Origin of the sequence: Citrobacter sp. UYEF32 (genome assembly GCF_040546205.1) — a bacterium.
GTDB lineage: Bacteria > Pseudomonadota > Gammaproteobacteria > Enterobacterales > Enterobacteriaceae > Phytobacter > Phytobacter diazotrophicus.
This window is the reverse complement of sequence record NZ_JBEPNI010000009.1, coordinates 164,785-181,251: the sequence shown is the minus strand read 5'-3', so window position 1 is coordinate 181,251 and position 16,467 is coordinate 164,785. Positions and strand designations below refer to the sequence as shown.

At 54.1% G+C, this 16,467-nt stretch carries 16 protein-coding genes; 11 read left to right on the top strand and 5 right to left on the bottom strand.

What is annotated here, in order from left to right; all coding sequences use genetic code 11:
- Positions 1 to 31: 31 nt before the first annotated feature.
- On the bottom strand, positions 32 to 193 hold the full coding sequence (locus ABIB59_RS23165; RefSeq protein WP_354037184.1) for a hypothetical protein: 162 nt from the start codon (positions 191 to 193) through the stop codon (positions 32 to 34).
- Between the two features lie 5 nt (positions 194 to 198).
- On the opposite strand from ABIB59_RS23165, the gene ABIB59_RS23160 reads away from it, so the two are divergent.
- The 5 genes from ABIB59_RS23160 (at position 199) to glnB (ending at position 6,320) form a co-directional block, all read left to right on the top strand.
- Positions 199 to 1,899 carry a reverse transcriptase family protein gene (locus ABIB59_RS23160; protein ID WP_354037182.1) on the top strand — a complete coding sequence of 567 codons (1,701 nt, stop codon included), beginning with the start codon at positions 199 to 201 and terminating at the stop codon, positions 1,897 to 1,899.
- Positions 1,900 to 2,405: 506 nt separating this feature from the next.
- A complete protein-coding gene (qseE, locus tag ABIB59_RS23155; protein WP_039079787.1) occupies positions 2,406 to 3,842 on the top strand; it encodes a two component system sensor histidine kinase QseE/GlrK in 1,437 nt (478 codons plus the stop codon).
- Positions 3,839 to 4,573, top strand: a complete 735-nt coding sequence (gene qseG / locus ABIB59_RS23150) for a two-component system QseEF-associated lipoprotein QseG (protein ID WP_039079640.1) — start codon at positions 3,839 to 3,841, stop codon at positions 4,571 to 4,573. Before qseE ends, qseG begins: the two co-directional genes overlap by 4 nt.
- Positions 4,570 to 5,907, top strand: a complete 1,338-nt coding sequence (glrR, locus tag ABIB59_RS23145; protein WP_039079641.1) for a two-component system response regulator GlrR — start codon at positions 4,570 to 4,572, stop codon at positions 5,905 to 5,907. Before qseG ends, glrR begins: the two co-directional genes overlap by 4 nt.
- A gap of 74 nt (positions 5,908 to 5,981) precedes the next feature.
- On the top strand, positions 5,982 to 6,320 hold the full coding sequence (glnB, locus tag ABIB59_RS23140) for a nitrogen regulatory protein P-II (protein ID WP_024549981.1): 339 nt from the start codon (positions 5,982 to 5,984) through the stop codon (positions 6,318 to 6,320).
- Positions 6,321 to 6,363: 43 nt separating this feature from the next.
- Here the strand turns inward: glnB and hmpA are convergent, their stop codons facing one another.
- A complete protein-coding gene (hmpA, locus tag ABIB59_RS23135) occupies positions 6,364 to 7,554 on the bottom strand; it encodes an NO-inducible flavohemoprotein (protein WP_108700831.1) in 1,191 nt (396 codons plus the stop codon).
- Positions 7,555 to 7,872: 318 nt separating this feature from the next.
- On the opposite strand from hmpA, the gene glyA reads away from it, so the two are divergent.
- Positions 7,873 to 9,126, top strand: coding sequence for a serine hydroxymethyltransferase (glyA, locus tag ABIB59_RS23130; protein WP_354037179.1), 1,254 nt, complete (start codon positions 7,873 to 7,875; stop codon positions 9,124 to 9,126).
- Between the two features lie 49 nt (positions 9,127 to 9,175).
- On the opposite strand, the gene ABIB59_RS23125 is transcribed toward glyA, so the two are convergent.
- Entirely contained in the window at positions 9,176 to 10,069 is an 894-nt protein-coding gene (locus tag ABIB59_RS23125; protein WP_354037177.1) for a nickel/cobalt efflux protein RcnA, read from the bottom strand.
- 142 nt (positions 10,070 to 10,211) lie between these two features.
- On the opposite strand from ABIB59_RS23125, the gene rcnR reads away from it, so the two are divergent.
- Both rcnR and ABIB59_RS23115 read left to right on the top strand, forming a co-directional pair.
- The gene (gene rcnR, locus ABIB59_RS23120; protein ID WP_039079645.1) at positions 10,212 to 10,484 is read left to right on the top strand and encodes a Ni(II)/Co(II)-binding transcriptional repressor RcnR; all 273 of its coding nucleotides are present in this window, start codon (positions 10,212 to 10,214) and stop codon (positions 10,482 to 10,484) included.
- Between the two features lie 98 nt (positions 10,485 to 10,582).
- Positions 10,583 to 11,722 (top strand): 3-phenylpropionate MFS transporter, encoded by a 1,140-nt coding sequence (locus tag ABIB59_RS23115; RefSeq protein ID WP_071193428.1) that lies wholly within the window; start codon positions 10,583 to 10,585, stop codon positions 11,720 to 11,722.
- On the opposite strand, the gene csiE is transcribed toward ABIB59_RS23115, so the two are convergent.
- Positions 11,719 to 12,996, bottom strand: a complete 1,278-nt coding sequence (gene csiE / locus ABIB59_RS23110; protein ID WP_354037174.1) for a stationary phase inducible protein CsiE — start codon at positions 12,994 to 12,996, stop codon at positions 11,719 to 11,721. The two genes, ABIB59_RS23115 and csiE, sit on opposite strands and share 4 nt — an antisense overlap.
- 124 nt (positions 12,997 to 13,120) lie before the next feature.
- On the opposite strand from csiE, the gene ABIB59_RS23105 reads away from it, so the two are divergent.
- Positions 13,121 to 13,759 (top strand): DUF1007 family protein, encoded by a 639-nt coding sequence (locus tag ABIB59_RS23105; protein ID WP_039079648.1) that lies wholly within the window; start codon positions 13,121 to 13,123, stop codon positions 13,757 to 13,759.
- Positions 13,750 to 14,730, top strand: coding sequence for a nickel/cobalt transporter (locus ABIB59_RS23100; protein ID WP_071193427.1), 981 nt, complete (start codon positions 13,750 to 13,752; stop codon positions 14,728 to 14,730). The genes ABIB59_RS23105 and ABIB59_RS23100 overlap by 10 nt, the downstream gene beginning before the upstream one ends.
- Positions 14,731 to 14,782: 52 nt before the next feature.
- Here ABIB59_RS23100 and suhB read toward each other — a convergent pair whose 3' ends face one another.
- Positions 14,783 to 15,586 (bottom strand): inositol-1-monophosphatase, encoded by an 804-nt coding sequence (gene suhB, locus ABIB59_RS23095; RefSeq protein WP_039079650.1) that lies wholly within the window; start codon positions 15,584 to 15,586, stop codon positions 14,783 to 14,785.
- Between the two features lie 117 nt (positions 15,587 to 15,703).
- Between suhB and trmJ the strand changes: the two genes are divergently transcribed.
- The gene (trmJ, locus tag ABIB59_RS23090; RefSeq protein WP_039079651.1) at positions 15,704 to 16,438 is read left to right on the top strand and encodes a tRNA (cytosine(32)/uridine(32)-2'-O)-methyltransferase TrmJ; all 735 of its coding nucleotides are present in this window, start codon (positions 15,704 to 15,706) and stop codon (positions 16,436 to 16,438) included.
- Positions 16,439 to 16,467 lie beyond the last annotated feature (29 nt).

Genomic DNA, 16,467 nt, shown 5'->3' with positions numbered 1-16,467 from the left:
TCTTCACTGGGCAGAGTGTGAGTACCTGTCACTATTGCAGTATGGCTTCAACGAAGCCAATGAGTGACAGGTACTCCACTCTGCGTCGAGTGGATAACCTCAGTACCAGGAACGCTTCGAAGGCCTTATTCGCCACGCCGCTATCCCTCCCGGTCATCCCCGTATTCTCTTGTCCATCACGGTCAGGGGGCATTCGTTATGTCTGAATCTTCAAAGCTGACCCGCCAGCAAATTTACGAGCGCATCCGCGAAACCAGTAAAGAGGAGTACATCCTCGCTGAAATGATCCGTCTGGGTTTCTGGGATGAAACGCAGGATAAACCCGCTCTCACCGCAGAATTTATTGCTCAACGTGCGGCGTTACAGAAACAGCTTGCGGAGCTGGGGCAGAAACAACGGCTTTATGATGACCCGCAAAAAGCATTGCGGGAATTGCACAAGACGCGCAAAAAAGCGGCCCTGGAGAAACGCGAGCAAACCCGCATTGCCCGTAACGAAGCGCGCTATGCGCGTGCGTTGCAATGGCATCAAAAGCAGCAAACAGAGATAACCTGGCTGGGGGAGGGGTTTTCATTTGGCCTCGCCGACACCGCGCACAACGAAGACCGATTACAAGCGCAGAAGCTGCCCGAGCTTGCAGACAGCCAGGCACTGGCATCTGCAATGGGCATCACAATTAATGAGCTGCGTTTTCTTTGCTTCCAGAAAAACGTCTCCCGAGTAAACCATTACCGGCGTTTTTCCCTCGCCAAAAAAAATGGCGGTGAGCGACTGATTTCGGCGCCTATGCCACGCATGAAGCGCGCGCAGTACTGGATTCTGGAAAACATTCTGAATCGTGTGAAGTTACACGAAGCAGCCCACGGTTTTGTTACCGGGCGCAGCATTTTGAGTAATGCGCTGCCGCATGTGAACCAGGCAATAGTGGTCAATCTGGATATGGAAAACTTCTTCCCGACGGTGAATTACCGCCGGGTAAAAGGTTTATTTCGCCAGTTAGGTTATGCGGAGCAACTGGCCACTGAACTGGCTTTGTTAACTACGGAACCTGAGGTTACGCAGGTGGCACTGGATGGCGAGACCTGGTTTGTGCAGGAAGATGCACGTTTCCTGCCGCAGGGCGCGCCAACCAGTCCGGCGATTTCCAACATCATCTGCCGTCGTCTCGACAGCCGTTTGCAGGCAATGGCACAGAAGCTTGGCTTTGTTTATACCCGTTATGCTGACGACATGACCTTTTCCAGTGCGCAGCCGTCCGCCAACGTGCAACAGCTATTATGGCGCTGCAAGCAAATTGTTCAGGATGAAGGTTTTAAGATCCACCCTGAGAAAACACGGGTCATGCGCAAGCCGCAAAAGCAGGAAGTCACCGGTATTGTGGTGAATGAAAAGCCCTCCGTGGATCGCAAAACGCTAAAACGCTTTCGCGCATTGCTGTTTCAGATTGCAAAAGATGGAATGGAAGGAAAGCGCTGGGGATCGGGCGAGCTGATGGCGAGCCTTGAAGGCTATGCTAATTTCGTGGCAATGGTGGCCCCTGAGAAGGGCATTGTTTTGCAAAAGCAGGTCACCGACCTGAAAAGACAATATGGATATACAACCCCGCCGGGCCGAATTACAGCGCTGAACAAGAAGTTGTTCCGGGCAAAAGCCGCCCGTGGGGAATCGCCACGTGATAACTGGTGGCAGGCACAAGAAGCCCCGCCACCCGTTCTGGAACAAACCGCGCAGCAGCAGGCAACGCAAAAGGCGACATCATCAGCGACAGAGGCGTTGCATTTCGACGCGCAGCCTGAGACTCATGCCGGTCAGGTGCCTGATAAGTCTCGTTCCCCTTTACGTTTCTTCTGGGTGCTTATCCTTGTGCTGCTGATTATGATTCTGGCGCGGATGTTTTAAATGTTATCTGTGTCATGTTGCAGTGTCGGGAAACCGCGACAAAGCCACTGTTCTGATGTCTCCAAAAGGAGACACTTAAGTCTTTGATTTATATAGTTGATGCGTTTGTGGTGAAAGGGTGTTGCTGATCGGAGACAGTTAGCGTGAAAATCATTCAACCGCTATTCAACGCCTGAATGTTGTTAACTTCTTATATTTCAGTAGGTTAATATTTTGTTTTGCGTTTTGGCATAAGTGTTGCATAATAATAACCAGTGGCTCATTCACCTTCTTATGTCAGCCCCTTCGGGACGTGCTACATAAACTTCGAATGACGCACTTAAAGGTGCCTGCCGTCCAACTGCTGATAAAAGTTCGCTTTTTCAGATATCGGGCGAAACGTCGAGTTAGGCACCGCCTAATTTCTAAGCAAAGCCGGGTTTATACCCGGCTTTGCTTTTTCTGGCTTCCCCGTAGCACATTACTCAGCTAGCATCCTGTTAAACCCGATTTGCGAGAGTATTGCGTTGAAACGCTGGCCCATTTTTCCCCGCTCCCTACGCCAGGTCGTTATGATGGCGTTTTTACTGATCTTATTGCCTTTGTTGGTGCTTGCCTGGCAGGCATGGCAAAGCCTGAATGCCCTGAGCGCCCAGGCGGCACAAACGAATCGCACCACGCTTATCGATGCCCGACGCAGCGAGGCGATGACCAATGCCGCGCTGGAAATGGAACGCAGTTACCGTCAGTACTGCGTGCTGGACGACGCAACCCTGTCAAAGGTGTATCAGAGCCAACGTAAACGCTACAGCGAGATGCTGGATGCCCATGCAGGCGTGTTACCGGACGAAAAACTCTACCAGGCGCTTCGTCAGGATTTGAACGATCTCGCTCAGTTACAGTGCAAAAGCAGTGGCCCAACCGCAGAGGCGTCCGCACGACTCGAAGCCTTTGCGGCGGCGAATACCGAGATGGTGCAGTCAACGCGGCAGGTGGTGTTCTCCCGTGGACAGCAGTTGCAGCAGGAAATTGCCGAGCGCGGTCAGTTCTTCGGCTGGCAGGCACTGGTGCTGTTTCTGGTTAGCCTCGCGATGGTGCTGCTGTTTACACGGATGATTATCGGCCCGGTGAAGGGCATTGAACGGATGATCAACCGATTGGGGGAAGGGCGCTCCCTTGGGCATACGGTAGTCTTTAAAGGCCCGCGTGAGTTGCGCTACGTGGGGGAACGCATCATCTGGCTAAGTGAACGCCTTTCCTGGCTTGAATCACAGCGTCATCAATTTTTACGCCATATCTCTCATGAACTGAAAACCCCGCTTGCCAGCATGCGTGAAGGGACGGAACTGCTTGCCGATCAGGTCGTCGGGCCGTTAACAGTAGAGCAGGAAGAGGTGGTGGCTATCCTGGATGACAGCAGCCGTAATCTGCAAAAACTGATTGAACAATTACTCGACTACAACCGGAAACTGGCGGATGGCGCGGTTGAACTCGAAGACGTTGAGATCGAGCCGCTGGTGGATATGGTTCTTACGGCTCACAGTTTGCCCGCGCGAGCTAAAATGATGCATACCGAGGTTGTGCTGGATGCGGCTTCATGCTGGTCTGAGCCGATGTTACTGATGAGCGTGCTGGATAATCTTTATTCGAACGCGGTGCACTATGGGGCTGAATCCGGTAACATTTATATTCACAGCTATCTTGCAGGCTCGCGGCTGCGTATTGAGATATCCAATACCGGTACGCCGATTCCTGAGGCGGAACGCAGTATGATTTTTGAACCCTTTTTCCAGGGGAGCCATCAGCGAAAAGGCGCGGTGAAGGGGAGTGGCCTGGGGTTAAGCATCGCCAGAGACTGCGTTCGCCGTATGCACGGCGAGTTGCATCTGGTGGACGTCGATCATGCAGATGTCTGTTTTCGCATTGAGCTACCGCTTAATGCGTCGGAAAAATCCAACAAATGAAGCGAAATCAGGTGAGTATGTCGCACGTTTTTTCCCGCGTGGCTGGCGCGGTGTTGTTGCCTAAGAAAATGCTTCGTGCATTGCCCTGCCTGCTGCTGGCAGGTTGTGTATCCCAGACGCCTGAGCATGCTGTACATGAACAATTCGAAGAGCAGCTTCCGGAACATCAACTGGCCGATTTCCTGCTGACGGACTGCGGTAATATCTGGTCATTAACCGGCCAGGCTTTCGATACCAACCCGTTATTCTGGCTGCGCAGTATGGATTGCGCCGGGCGCCTGGCGCCTGCAGAAGCGCGTGCTGAGGCGCGCGTCTGGCCCGACGATACGTGGCAGGACGCCTTTAAGCGCGGCATTTTACTGTCGAGTGCGAAAATTACCCCACTGGAACGGCGTGAGAATATCACGCGTCTTGATGTGTTAAGCCCGCAAATTCCCGCACCTGTGCGTCCGCTTTATCAGCTCTGGCGCGACGGTCAGACATCACAGCTCCAGCTTGCAGAAGAGCGTGGTCGTTATGGCAAGCTCCAGCAGTCGACGGATGCCGAGCTGGATACCTTACGCCAGCAGCAACAATTTCTGCGTGAGCAACTGGACACGACCACGCGCAAACTGGAAAACCTGACCGATATAGAACGTCGGCTCTCCAGCCGCAAACCGGCGGGCAATGATCTACCGGATAGCGCGCGCCCCGCAAGGACCGAAACGAAACAAGAGGACGCGAAACCATGACCAGCCGAAAACCTGCCCATCTGCTGCTGGTGGATGACGATCCGGGCCTGTTAAAACTGCTCGGTTTGCGTCTGACCAGTGAAGGCTACAGCATTGTCACTGCCGAGAGCGGGCAGGAGGGGCTTCGCGTGCTGGCTCGCGAGAAAGTGGACCTGGTCATCAGCGACCTGCGTATGGATGAGATGGACGGTATGCAACTGTTCACGGAGATCCAGAAGGTGCAGCCGGGTATGCCCGTCATTATTCTCACCGCACATGGTTCCATTCCGGATGCGGTCGCCGCAACGCAGCAGGGGGTATTCAGCTTCCTGACCAAGCCGGTCGATAAAGATGCATTGTACAAGGCGATTGATGATGCGCTGGAGCACTCTGCACCCGCCTCAGACGATCAGTGGCGCGATACGATCATTACCCGCAGCCCGGTCATGCTGCGCCTGCTTGAGCAGGCGAGAATGGTGGCGCAGTCTGATGTCAGCGTGCTGATTAACGGCCAGAGCGGGACCGGGAAAGAGATCCTTGCGCAGGCGATCCACAATGCCAGTCCGCGCAGCAAAAATGCCTTTATCGCCATCAACTGTGGTGCGTTACCGGAGCAGTTGCTGGAATCTGAACTCTTTGGTCACGCGCGCGGTGCTTTTACCGGCGCGGTCAGCAGCCGTGAGGGGCTCTTCCAGGCGGCAGAAGGCGGTACGCTGTTTCTTGATGAAATCGGCGATATGCCCATTCCGCTACAGGTTAAACTGCTGCGTGTGTTGCAGGAACGCAAAGTCCGGCCGCTCGGCAGCAACCGTGATATCGACATCAATGTGCGGATTATCTCCGCGACCCACCGCGACCTGCCCAAAGCAATGGCGCGCGGCGAATTTCGTGAAGACCTGTTTTATCGCCTGAATGTGGTTAACCTCAAAATCCCGGCGCTGGCGGAACGTGCGGAGGATATCCCGTTGCTGGCCAACCACCTGTTGCGTCAGGCGGCTGACAGACATAAACCCTTTGTGCGCGCTTTTTCCACCGATGCGATGAAACGGCTGATGACCGCAGGCTGGCCGGGTAATGTGCGCCAACTGGTCAACGTCATTGAGCAATGTGTAGCGCTGACCTCATCGCCGGTCATCAGCGACGCGCTGGTTGAGCAGGCGCTGGAAGGTGAGAACACGGCCCTGCCCACGTTTGTGGAGGCACGGAATCAGTTTGAGCTCAATTACCTGCGCAAGCTGCTGCAAATCACCAAAGGTAACGTCACCCACGCGGCGAGGATGGCCGGGCGCAACCGTACTGAATTTTACAAATTGCTCTCGCGCCATGAACTGGATGCCAACGACTTTAAAGAGTAATGGCGTAGTGAATATGGTAGTGTGAGCAACCGATTACGAAGTAGCTTACTGGCAAGCGTTTTTAAGGACCAACCATGAAAAAGATTGATGCAATTATTAAACCTTTCAAACTGGATGACGTGCGTGAAGCGCTGGCCGAAGTCGGCATTACCGGGATGACGGTGACCGAAGTGAAAGGGTTTGGTCGCCAGAAAGGCCATACCGAACTGTACCGTGGTGCAGAGTACATGGTGGACTTTCTGCCGAAAGTAAAAATCGAAATCGTTGTCACCGATGATATCGTTGAGACCTGCGTAGATACCATTATCCGCACGGCCCAAACCGGTAAAATCGGCGACGGTAAGATTTTTGTCTTTGATGTTGCCCGCGTGGTACGTATCCGTACCGGCGAAGAAGACGACGCGGCTATCTGATTCTCTCCCTCACCCTGGCGGGTGAGGGCTATTCTTCCTGCTCTTACAGTACCTTGTGCGGGCCAAAACATTCGTAATGAATGTTCTCTGCCTTCATCCCCAGCCCGACCAGTTGCTTCGCGGCAAATTGCATAAACGCCACCGGACCACAAAGATAAAACTGCATGGCCGGATCGCTGAATGCCGACTCGTGCTTACTCAGATCCATCAACCCTTCGCTATCAAAGGCCTGCGCCTGTTTATCAAAATGGGTAGGCGCGCGATACCAGACATGAGACGTCACGCGAGGCAGTTTGCTGCTCAGTGTTTTCACCTCATCGGCAAAGGCGTGAACATCGCCATTTTCTGCTGCATGAAACCAGTTTACCTGGGCTTTATGTCCAGCCCGGGCGAGTGTATCGAGCATCGCCAGCATTGGTGTCTGGCCAACGCCTGCGGAGATGAGCGTGACCGGGGTGTTGCCCTCGACATCCATAAAGAAGTCGCCTGCCGGGGCCGCCAGATGTACCACGTCGCCGACCTGCGCGCGCTGATGCAGCCAGGTTGAGACCTGCCCACCTTCTTCACGTTTAACCGCAATACGATAATGTTTACCGTCAGGGGCGCGTGTCAGGGAGTACTGGCGGATTTCCTGATAAGCAAATTCTTCCGGTTTGAGCCAGATGCCGATGTATTGCCCCGGACGGAAATCAGCAACGGGTTGCCCATCAACAGGGGCGAATTCAAAACTGGTGATTAACGTGCTTTGCCCGGTTTTTTCCACCAGACGAAACGGGCGCGTTCCTTCCCAGCCGCCGGTTTTGCTCGCATTTTCATCATACAGTTGCGCTTCTCGCTGAATAAAAACGCCAGCCAATACCCCGTAAGCTTTCCCCCATGCGTCGAGGACTTCCTGGCCTGGGCTGAACATCTCATCAAGGGTCGCCAGCAGATGATGGCCGACAATGTCGTATTGCGCAGGCTGGATCTGAAAACTGGTGTGTTTTTGGGCAATCTTTTCCACTGCTGGCAGTAACGCGGCGAGGTTATCAAGGTTGCTGGCATAGGCCGCAATAGCGTTGAACAACGCTTCGCGCTGATCGCCGTTACGCTGATTGCTCATGTTGAAAATGTCTTTGAGCTCGGGATTGTGCGTAAACATCCGGTCATAAAAATGGGCGGTCAGTTTTGGACCGGTTTCCAGCAGCAGAGGTATGGTGGCTTTCACTGTCGCGATGGTTTGAACGTCAAGCATAGTCGCTTCCTGTCAGGTGATTTATAAGATGTATTTAAAATGCATCTTATAGGCGAGGCTGCGGGGTTGTAAAGAGGAAAGCGGCTGCGGCGATGAATTTCAACGTGAAGAAGTTGCATCACAAACGTGAAAAGAATTCCGTTGCAAAGGCAAAGTGCATTATCTCTCAAACCCTTGTCTGGCGCGCAGCCAATCGTTTGCGTAAAAACCTTTGTCAAGACCTGTTATCGCGATATGAATCAGTTATACTGTGAGCCGTTCCCCAAAACGGGCCCTCAAATTTGAGTTGCTTTATTGTTAGCTGAGCAGGAGATGCGGATGTTAAAACGTGAAATGAACATTGCCGATTATGATGCCGAACTGTGGCAGGCTATGGAGCAGGAAAAAGTACGTCAGGAAGAACACATTGAACTGATCGCCTCCGAGAACTACACCAGCCCGCGTGTAATGCAGGCACAGGGCTCTCAGCTGACCAACAAATATGCCGAAGGTTATCCGGGCAAACGCTACTACGGCGGTTGCGAGTATGTCGATATCGTTGAACAACTGGCTATCGACCGTGCAAAAGAGCTGTTCGGCGCTGACTACGCGAACGTACAGCCGCACTCCGGTTCTCAGGCTAACTTTGCGGTCTACACCGCGCTGCTGCAGCCGGGCGATACCGTGCTGGGTATGAACCTGGCGCAAGGCGGCCACCTGACTCACGGCTCCCCGGTTAACTTTTCCGGTAAACTGTACAACATCATCCCTTACGGTATCGATGAGTCCGGTAAAATTGACTATGAAGACATGGCGAAGCAGGCTCAGGAACACAAACCGAAGATGATGATCGGTGGTTTCTCTGCTTACTCCGGTATCGTTGATTGGGCAAAAATGCGTGAAATCGCAGACAGCATCGGCGCATACCTGTTCGTTGATATGGCGCACGTTGCCGGTCTGATTGCGGCAGGCGTTTACCCGAACCCGGTTCCACACGCTCACGTCGTCACGACGACCACGCACAAAACCCTGGCGGGTCCGCGCGGTGGCCTGATCCTGGCGAAAGGCGGTAACGAAGAGCTGTACAAAAAACTGAACTCCGCTGTGTTCCCAAGCGCACAGGGCGGCCCGCTGATGCACGTCATCGCCGCGAAAGCCGTCGCGCTGAAAGAAGCGATGGAGCCAGAGTTCAAAGTCTACCAGCAGCAGGTTGCTAAGAACGCGAAAGCAATGGTGGAAGTGTTCCTGAACCGTGGCTACAAAGTGGTCTCCGGCGGTACGGAAAACCATCTGTTCCTGCTGGATCTGGTTGACAAAAACCTCACCGGTAAAGAAGCAGACGCTGCGCTGGGCCGCGCCAACATCACCGTTAACAAAAACAGCGTGCCGAACGATCCGAAGAGCCCGTTCGTCACCTCCGGTATCCGTATCGGCTCCCCGGCCGTAACGCGCCGCGGCTTTAAAGAAGCGGAAGTGAAAGAGCTGGCTGGCTGGATGTGTGATGTGCTGGACAACATCAATGATGAAGCGGTTATCGAGCGCGTCAAAGGTAAAGTTCTGGATATCTGCGCACGCTTCCCGGTTTATGCATAAGCCCTGAAAGCATACAAAAATGCCCGCATCTTGCGGGCATTTTTTTGCCTTATCGCAGGGTGAAATAGCCGTGAACGCCCATATAAATCCCTACCAGTGCAATCAATACGCTTGAGAAATAGGGTGCGCGCCGCGCAAGAGTATTGAATCCTGACCAGCGTTTCGCCGCATGTTGCACACTCACTGCCGCTCCCACGCCTACCGCAACCAGGGTTAATGCCAGACCGATGCTAAAACACACCACCATCGTAGCGCCCAGCGTTAACGCCTTAAGCTGAATACAGATCAGCAGCACGGTAATCGCTGCCGGGCAGGGGATGAGCCCACCTGTCAGGCCAAACAGCAGAATTTGCCCGTTGGTCACCTTTGTGCCGTTAAAGCGGCGCGCGATATCCCGGGCATGGGCCAGTTCGTGCGCGTCACGATACTCTTCTTGTTTCTCCACTTTCCGCGTAGAGAGGATCACCGGCTGGCGCAGGCTCAGGCTGGCGGCTTGAGCAGGCTGGAAAATCAAACCTTGAGCATGAGGGTGGGGATGCGGATGATCGTGATGGTGGTCATGACCGTGGTGATGATCATGGTGGTGACCCGCATGCCACTGGCGCTCACCTTGCCAGGTACGCCAGAACATCCATGCGGCTGTCCCCAGAATAATTACCGCTGAGATCATCTGCATCCACGGCTCAACGGCTTCGGCAGTGAACCGACGGCTGATAAACATCCCGCCCATCGCGATAAGCCAGACCACCGCCGTATGAGACAGCGTGGCCGCAAGACCGAGCATAACGGCCTGTTTTACGGTGCCTTTGATCGCCACAATAAAGGCTGCCATCATCGTTTTTGAATGCCCAGGTTCAAGGCCGTGCAGCGCGCCGAGCAGAATGGCGCTCGGAATGAAAAACCAGCCATTTCCCTGCTGAAAGAGGGTCGCAAAATCGGTCATGAGAATAATTCTCGCTAATTGTTATCTCTTTTAAATCTACTCCCCCCCAGTAAAAAATACTATCCCCCAGTAGAAAGAAACTCCCCCCCAGTTGTTCTGTGATATGATTTTTCCACTCAGCAGACGCGAAAATGAGGCCAGTATGTCGCATACCATTCGGGATAAAAGAAAGCTCAAAGCACGGGCGAGTAAGATTGAAGGGCAAGTTGCGGCGCTGAAAAAGATGCTTGATGAACCGCATGAATGCGCACAGGTTTTGCAGCAAATCGCGGCTATTCGCGGGGCGGTTAACGGTTTGATGCGTGAGGTTATTAAAGGGCATTTGACCGATCATATCGTTCATGAAAATGACGAAGTCAAACGTGAAGCCGACCTTGATGTGGTGCTGAGTGTGCTGGATTCCTATATCCGCTAACGGTAAGGGAATAACACGCCTCCCCAACCTGTTATATAACTGTTACTTGCCAGTTTATTGATTTACCTCCAGACTATCGCCTCATTCAGGAGGGAATCATGGTTTTGCAGTCCACGCGCTGGCTGGCGCTCGCTTATTTCACCTACTTTTTTAGTTACGGCATCTTTTTGCCCTTCTGGAGCGTCTGGCTCAAAGGCACAGGACTCACGCCGGAAACCATCGGGATCTTGCTCGGTGCAGGCCTGGTAGCCCGTTTCCTCGGCAGCCTGCTTATTGCACCTCGCGTCAGTAACCCCTCACTTCTCATTAACGCCTTACGTCTCCTTGCGTTGATTACGCTGGTGTTCGCGCTCGCCTTTTGGGCCGGGACTCATGTGGCCTGGCTCATGGTGGTGATTATCGGTTTTAACCTCTTTTTCTCACCGCTGGTTCCCCTGACGGATGCGCTTGCCAACACCTGGCAGAAACAGTTTCCCATGGACTACGGTCGGGTTCGCGTCTGGGGCTCTATCGCCTTTGTGATTGGCTCGGCGGCAACCGGAAAACTGGTTAGCGAATTTGATTATCGTGCGGTGCTGGCGATGCTGACGCTGGGGGTTGCTTCTATGCTGTTGGGAATGCTGCTACGCCCGTCGATTTTACCGCAGGGAGATACCCGCCATCAGGATGCCACCGGCTGGAAGGCATGGCGCGACCTGGTCGTAAAAAGCTGGCGTTTCCTGGTTTGCGTTTCGCTACTGCAGGGGGCGCACGCTGCCTACTATGGTTTCAGCGCCATCTACTGGCAGGAAGCGGGGTATTCCGCTTCAACGGTGGGCTATCTCTGGTCACTTGGGGTGGTCGCAGAAGTCGTTGTCTTTACGCTCAGTAACCGGTTGTTCCGTCGCTTTAGCGCCCGCGATTTGCTTTTACTGTCTGCTGTTTGTGGGCTGGTGCGTTGGGGCCTGATGGGATGGACGACAGATCTGTCGTGGCTTATCGTCGTACAAATCCTGCACTGTGGTACCTTTACCGTCTGCCATCTGGCCGGTATGCGCTACATCGCTGCCCGCAAAGACAATGAGATAATTCGCCTGCAGGCTGTCTATTCGGCCGTCGCGATGGGCGGAAGTATTGCGGTGATGACCATGTTCTCCGGATTCTTATTCCAGCATCTGCATCAGGGGCTGTTCTGGGTGATGGCGCTACTGGCAGTGCCTGCACTGTTTTTGCGCCCGAAAGTTGCCGCTCAGCCTTAAGCTTCAAGCATTTCACGGATATGCGCCTGCTGATGACCGGTCAGCGGGCGATCCGCATGGATCAGCGGCGGTGAAAAGAGGGGGAGTGGGGTCGTGTACGGGGTCACGATCAGCGTGACATTGCGCGGAGCCCCCTGTTTCTGAAAGTCCTGTAGCGGAAGATATTTAATATTGAGCGGCAGCAGCGTGAGTTCACGCAGTTGCAATTCAATTTCCTGTTCGCGCTCTGGCTCGTGGCCGGTAAGCAGTACGACCTGTTTTTCATGCAGATCGCTTTCCTGCATCAGCCATGCCCCGAAGATGACCGCCACCAGGCCCGCTTCCTCATCGCTAAAACGCAGGCCGTATTCTTTTTCCACCACCAATAACGCCTCGCGCGCGGTGCGTACCAGCCGTGGATAAAGACGGATAATCTCCTCCTGCAGGCTGTCATCAATACCAATTCCAAAGAGATTACGATCCAGCGCCTGGGCCAGGTGAACATAGAGCTGTGCCGCCAGCCCTTGCTCATCGCTGAAACGCAGCCCGGCAAGCGCGCGAAAACGGGCAATCATATGCGTAATGGCTTGTTGCAGGCGTTTATCCTGTTGCTGGCTGTCGTTCAGTGGATCCGGGGTACGCAACATCATAAACAGCAGCGAGAGAAAGGCATGTTCGTTACCGGGAGGTAACGCGGTAACACGACGGCGCCAGTGACGCACGATTTCATGCGCCGCTGCGTATTCTGCGCGCATCTGTGTCCATGCCTGCTGAACCGGGTTAAACTCCGGCGTAAAACCGTAGTGACTTTGCAGCAGGCAGTACTGGAGATAGAGACGCAGAAACTGAATGTCGCGGCATTCAAATGACCGTTCTAAGCGCCGGGCGCAGAGGTTAATCAATGCGCGCAAATTGGTGTCGTCATACAGCGTGCGGGCAACCCCCTGTTGTTTAAGGGCGGCTTTGAGCGCTGGCGCATACTGCTGAGTGATAAAATGGGGACATAAGCGCAGCCCACGCCGGAGCCATTGCAACAGGCATAAACGTTGGTCGAGTGCTGTGCCTTCAATCCGGTAGCTGCCGTCCTGTCGGGACGTAATAGTCAGCCGATGAAAACGCTGGATCTCATGGTCGGTCTCGGCAATATCCTGCCGGGTGACCTCTTCATCCACGCCATTCATGGCACGTATGATTTCCGTGGTGACAGTGTGCCCTGGGAGTGCGAGCATCAAAAGCACCTGGCAGCGGCGCTGCGGACTGGAGAGCACAGATGGCGGTGTCATTTCTATAGTCATCTGTCAGGCTCCAGTAAGGTTGTTTGATAAGAATAGCTAAAGGTATGTCTGGTGAAAGCGCAGCCGCAGCCCTTTCCTTCAGGATTGCCGGAGAGCATCACAGAATTTTTCTCGTGAGGAACACATGCAAGCAGTTAAACAATGCGCTTTTGGGCTCTTTCTCGCATTTTTATCATTCAGTGCGCTGGCGCATCCGCACAGTTTCATCCGCATAAAAATGCAGCTTGTGGTGGATAACGGGCAATGGACCGGGCTGAATATGCGCTGGACGATGGATGAAATTACCTCCGCCGATCTCCTCTATGATGCGGGTGATGCCAAACCGGGTGACGAGATCTGGAAAAAGCTGGCGGCGGAAGTGATGGCCAATGTGCTGGGGCAGCATTACTTCACCGAAGTCTGGCATAACGGGCAAAAAGTGAAATTTCAAAATCGACCCTTAAGCTATGGCCTTGCGAGAGAAGGACATAAGGCCGTGCTTACCTTTGTGTTGCCGCTGGCAGAACCACAGCCGCTGAGTGGGCAGACGTATACTTTTTCCACCTATGATCCGACCTATTTTGTCGACATGAGTTATGCCAGTGAAAGTGATGCCACGCTGCCGGATGCCGTACAGAAGACATGCAAACTTACAGTTAAAACACCGAAGCCGGGGGAAGATGTGCTGAACTATGCACAATCGCTGGATAAAGCGGATGCGCCGGAGGAAGACATGCAGTTGGGTAAACAGTTCGCGCAGACGGTGACGGTACAATGTCCGTAATTAACACAACACGCCGACCGCTGCGGCGCTGGCGGCAGTGGTGGCCTCTGGCCCTCTTTATCGTGCTCGCGCTGGCGGGTGTCTTCTGGCTCTGGCACGTCTGGCCGCAGGTACTGCGTGAAAGTGTCGGCTGGCAGCGTGCGTTTAACCGGCAAATGAGCGCTCTGATTCAGGCCGTGGCAGAAAACCCGACCGCCGCGGGTGGTTCTCTGCTGATGGTGAGCTTTATGTATGGCGTACTGCATGCGCTCGGGCCGGGGCATGGCAAAGTGGTGATCACCACCTGGCTTGCAACGCATCCTTCACGCCTGAAATCCAGTATTGGGCTGACGCTGGCTTCTTCCTTACTGCAAGGGCTGGTGGCGGTGACGCTGGTGTTTGTCGTATTGAGCGTACTGGCGCTACCGGCCCGTCAGCTTCATTTAAGCAGCTTCTGGCTGGAGAAATGTAGCTACGCGCTGGTGGGGGTGCTGGGCCTGTTGCTCTGCTGGCGTGCTGTCAATAAACTCCGCGGCCTGTTACGCAAACCTACGTTTACCGCGTTTACGCCACATCATGAGCATCATGAACACTGCGGGTGTGGACATCAGCATCTGCCCACGGCGGAACAGCTACAGCAGGGCGACGACTGGCGCGCGCGTTTGATGATCATTCTCTCTATGGGGATGCGACCCTGTTCCGGGGCCATTATGGTACTGCTGTTCAGTAAGGTGATTGGCGTTTTCGGCTGGGGTGTTGCCTCGGCGATGGCGATGGCGGCCGGGACATCATTGACAATCTCGACGCTGGCGCTACTGGTGCACAGTTTTCGTCAACTGGCGGTGAAATTGAGTGCGAATAAAGCCCCCGCCTTATGGAAGCAGGTTGGCTGGACGACGCTCGCGCTGGCGGGTGGGGCGATTCTTGTCACCGCATCGGTTGTGATGTGGCTCAGTGCGGAAATCATGGGAAGAGGGCTTCGGCCTTTTTGATTCGCCGAAAGAGAGTACCGCTTGCAGCCAGGCCGCAAGCGGTTATCAGGCATTAACGCTTGAGCGCGTCGCTCAGCTCTTCGCGCATGTTTGCCAGCATCGCTTTCACGACGCGTGGGTTACCTGCAACGATGTTGCCGGTTGTCATATAGTTATGACCACCGGTGAAATCGCACACCAGGCCGCCTGCTTCACGAACCAGCAGTTCGCCTGCCGCAAAATCCCACGGTTTGAGAGCGATTTCGAAGAAACCGTCGACGCGGCCCGCAGCCACATAGGCCAGGTCCAGCGCAGCAGAACCGGTACGACGGAAATCCGCGCACTCAGTAAACAGTTTGCCAACGATGTTGATGTAGGTCGCCGCGTGTTGCTTGGCTTTGAACGGGAAGCCGGTCGCCAGAATGGTGCCGTCCAGGTCGCGCGCAGTGCTGCCACGCAGACGATAGCCGTTCAATTGCGCGCCCTGACCACGGGTTGCCGTGAAGAGTTCATTACGCATTGGATCGTAAACGACCGCGACTTCGGTGCGGCCTTTAATGCGCACGGCGATAGAGACGGAGAAGTGTGGCAGACGTTTGATGAAGTTGGTGGTGCCATCCAGTGGATCGATAACCCATTGAACATCCTGATCTGTGCCTTCATGCTCACCGCTTTCTTCGGTGATAATGGTGTGTTGCGGGTAAGATTTACGGATAGTGTCGATAATCACTGCTTCTGCAGCTTTATCTACGTTAGTCACGAAATCGTTACTGCCTTTCTGGCTCGCTTCTACAGCGTCCGGGGTTTCATAGTGTTTGGCAATTACATTACCCGCCTTGCGCGCAGCACGCACGGCGATGGTCAGCATCGGATGCATCGGTTTCTCTCACTGGATGTTAAAGAACGGAAAACGGCGCGTATGATAGCAGCGAATTCGGATTATGTCTTCGCTTTATGATAATATGCGCGAATATTCTTTAGCCGTTGAAAAAATATGCTGCAAAATATTCGAATTGTGCTGGTTGAAACCTCTCACACTGGCAACATGGGCTCCGTCGCCCGCGCAATGAAAACGATGGGCTTAACCAACCTCTGGCTGGTGAACCCGCTGGTTAAACCGGACTCCCAGGCAATCGCGCTGGCCGCAGGTGCCAGCGATGTGATTGGCAATGCGCAAATCGTCGATACCCTCGATGAGGCGCTGGCAGGCTGTAGCCTCGTTGTCGGTACCAGCGCCCGCTCGCGTACGCTGCCGTGGCCGATGCTCGACCCGCGTGAGTGTGGCTTAAAAAGCGTTTCTGAGGCACAGCATGCGCCAGTTGCGCTGGTATTTGGTCGCGAACGCGTTGGCCTGACCAATGACGAACTCCAGAAATGCCATTATCACGTCGCCATTGCGGCCAACCCGGAATATAGCTCGCTGAACCTGGCGATGGCGGTTCAGGTGATTGCTTACGAAGTCCGTATGGCGTGGCTGGCGACGCAGGAAAACGACACCACGGAAGAACATGAAGAGACGCCGTATCCGCTGGTAGATGATCTGGAACGTTTCTATGGACACCTGGAAAAGACGCTGCTCTCCACCGGTTTTATCCGTGAAAGCCACCCGGGACAGGTCATGAACAAGTTGCGCCGCCTCTTTACCCGTGCGCGTCCGGAAAGCCAGGAACTGAATATCCTGCGTGGAATTCTGGCGTCAATTGAGCAGAAAACGCAGGAAAAACAGTAGGGTTACTGTATTTTTTCTTGCGTGTGTTC

Excerpts from the sequence above, each read along its gene's own strand:
- ABIB59_RS23105 (WP_039079648.1), top strand. The coding sequence starts at position 13,121 with ATGCAAGCAGTTAAACAATGCGCTTTTGGGCTCTTTCTCGCATTTTTA.
- qseG (WP_039079640.1), top strand. The coding sequence starts at position 3,839 with ATGAAGCGAAATCAGGTGAGTATGTCGCACGTTTTTTCCCGCGTGGCT.
- ABIB59_RS23125 (WP_354037177.1), bottom strand. The coding sequence starts at position 10,069 with ATGACCGATTTTGCGACCCTCTTTCAGCAGGGAAATGGCTGGTTTTTC.
- ABIB59_RS23115 (WP_071193428.1), top strand. The coding sequence starts at position 10,583 with ATGGTTTTGCAGTCCACGCGCTGGCTGGCGCTCGCTTATTTCACCTAC.
- glnB (WP_024549981.1), top strand. The coding sequence starts at position 5,982 with ATGAAAAAGATTGATGCAATTATTAAACCTTTCAAACTGGATGACGTG.
- glrR (WP_039079641.1), top strand. The coding sequence starts at position 4,570 with ATGACCAGCCGAAAACCTGCCCATCTGCTGCTGGTGGATGACGATCCG.
- ABIB59_RS23160 (WP_354037182.1), top strand. The coding sequence starts at position 199 with ATGTCTGAATCTTCAAAGCTGACCCGCCAGCAAATTTACGAGCGCATC.
- hmpA (WP_108700831.1), bottom strand. The coding sequence starts at position 7,554 with ATGCTTGACGTTCAAACCATCGCGACAGTGAAAGCCACCATACCTCTG.
- glyA (WP_354037179.1), top strand. The coding sequence starts at position 7,873 with ATGTTAAAACGTGAAATGAACATTGCCGATTATGATGCCGAACTGTGG.
- ABIB59_RS23100 (WP_071193427.1), top strand. The coding sequence starts at position 13,750 with ATGTCCGTAATTAACACAACACGCCGACCGCTGCGGCGCTGGCGGCAG.
- ABIB59_RS23165 (WP_354037184.1), bottom strand. The coding sequence starts at position 193 with ATGCCCCCTGACCGTGATGGACAAGAGAATACGGGGATGACCGGGAGG.
- rcnR (WP_039079645.1), top strand. The coding sequence starts at position 10,212 with ATGTCGCATACCATTCGGGATAAAAGAAAGCTCAAAGCACGGGCGAGT.
- suhB (WP_039079650.1), bottom strand. The coding sequence starts at position 15,586 with ATGCATCCGATGCTGACCATCGCCGTGCGTGCTGCGCGCAAGGCGGGT.
- csiE (WP_354037174.1), bottom strand. The coding sequence starts at position 12,996 with ATGACTATAGAAATGACACCGCCATCTGTGCTCTCCAGTCCGCAGCGC.
- trmJ (WP_039079651.1), top strand. The coding sequence starts at position 15,704 with ATGCTGCAAAATATTCGAATTGTGCTGGTTGAAACCTCTCACACTGGC.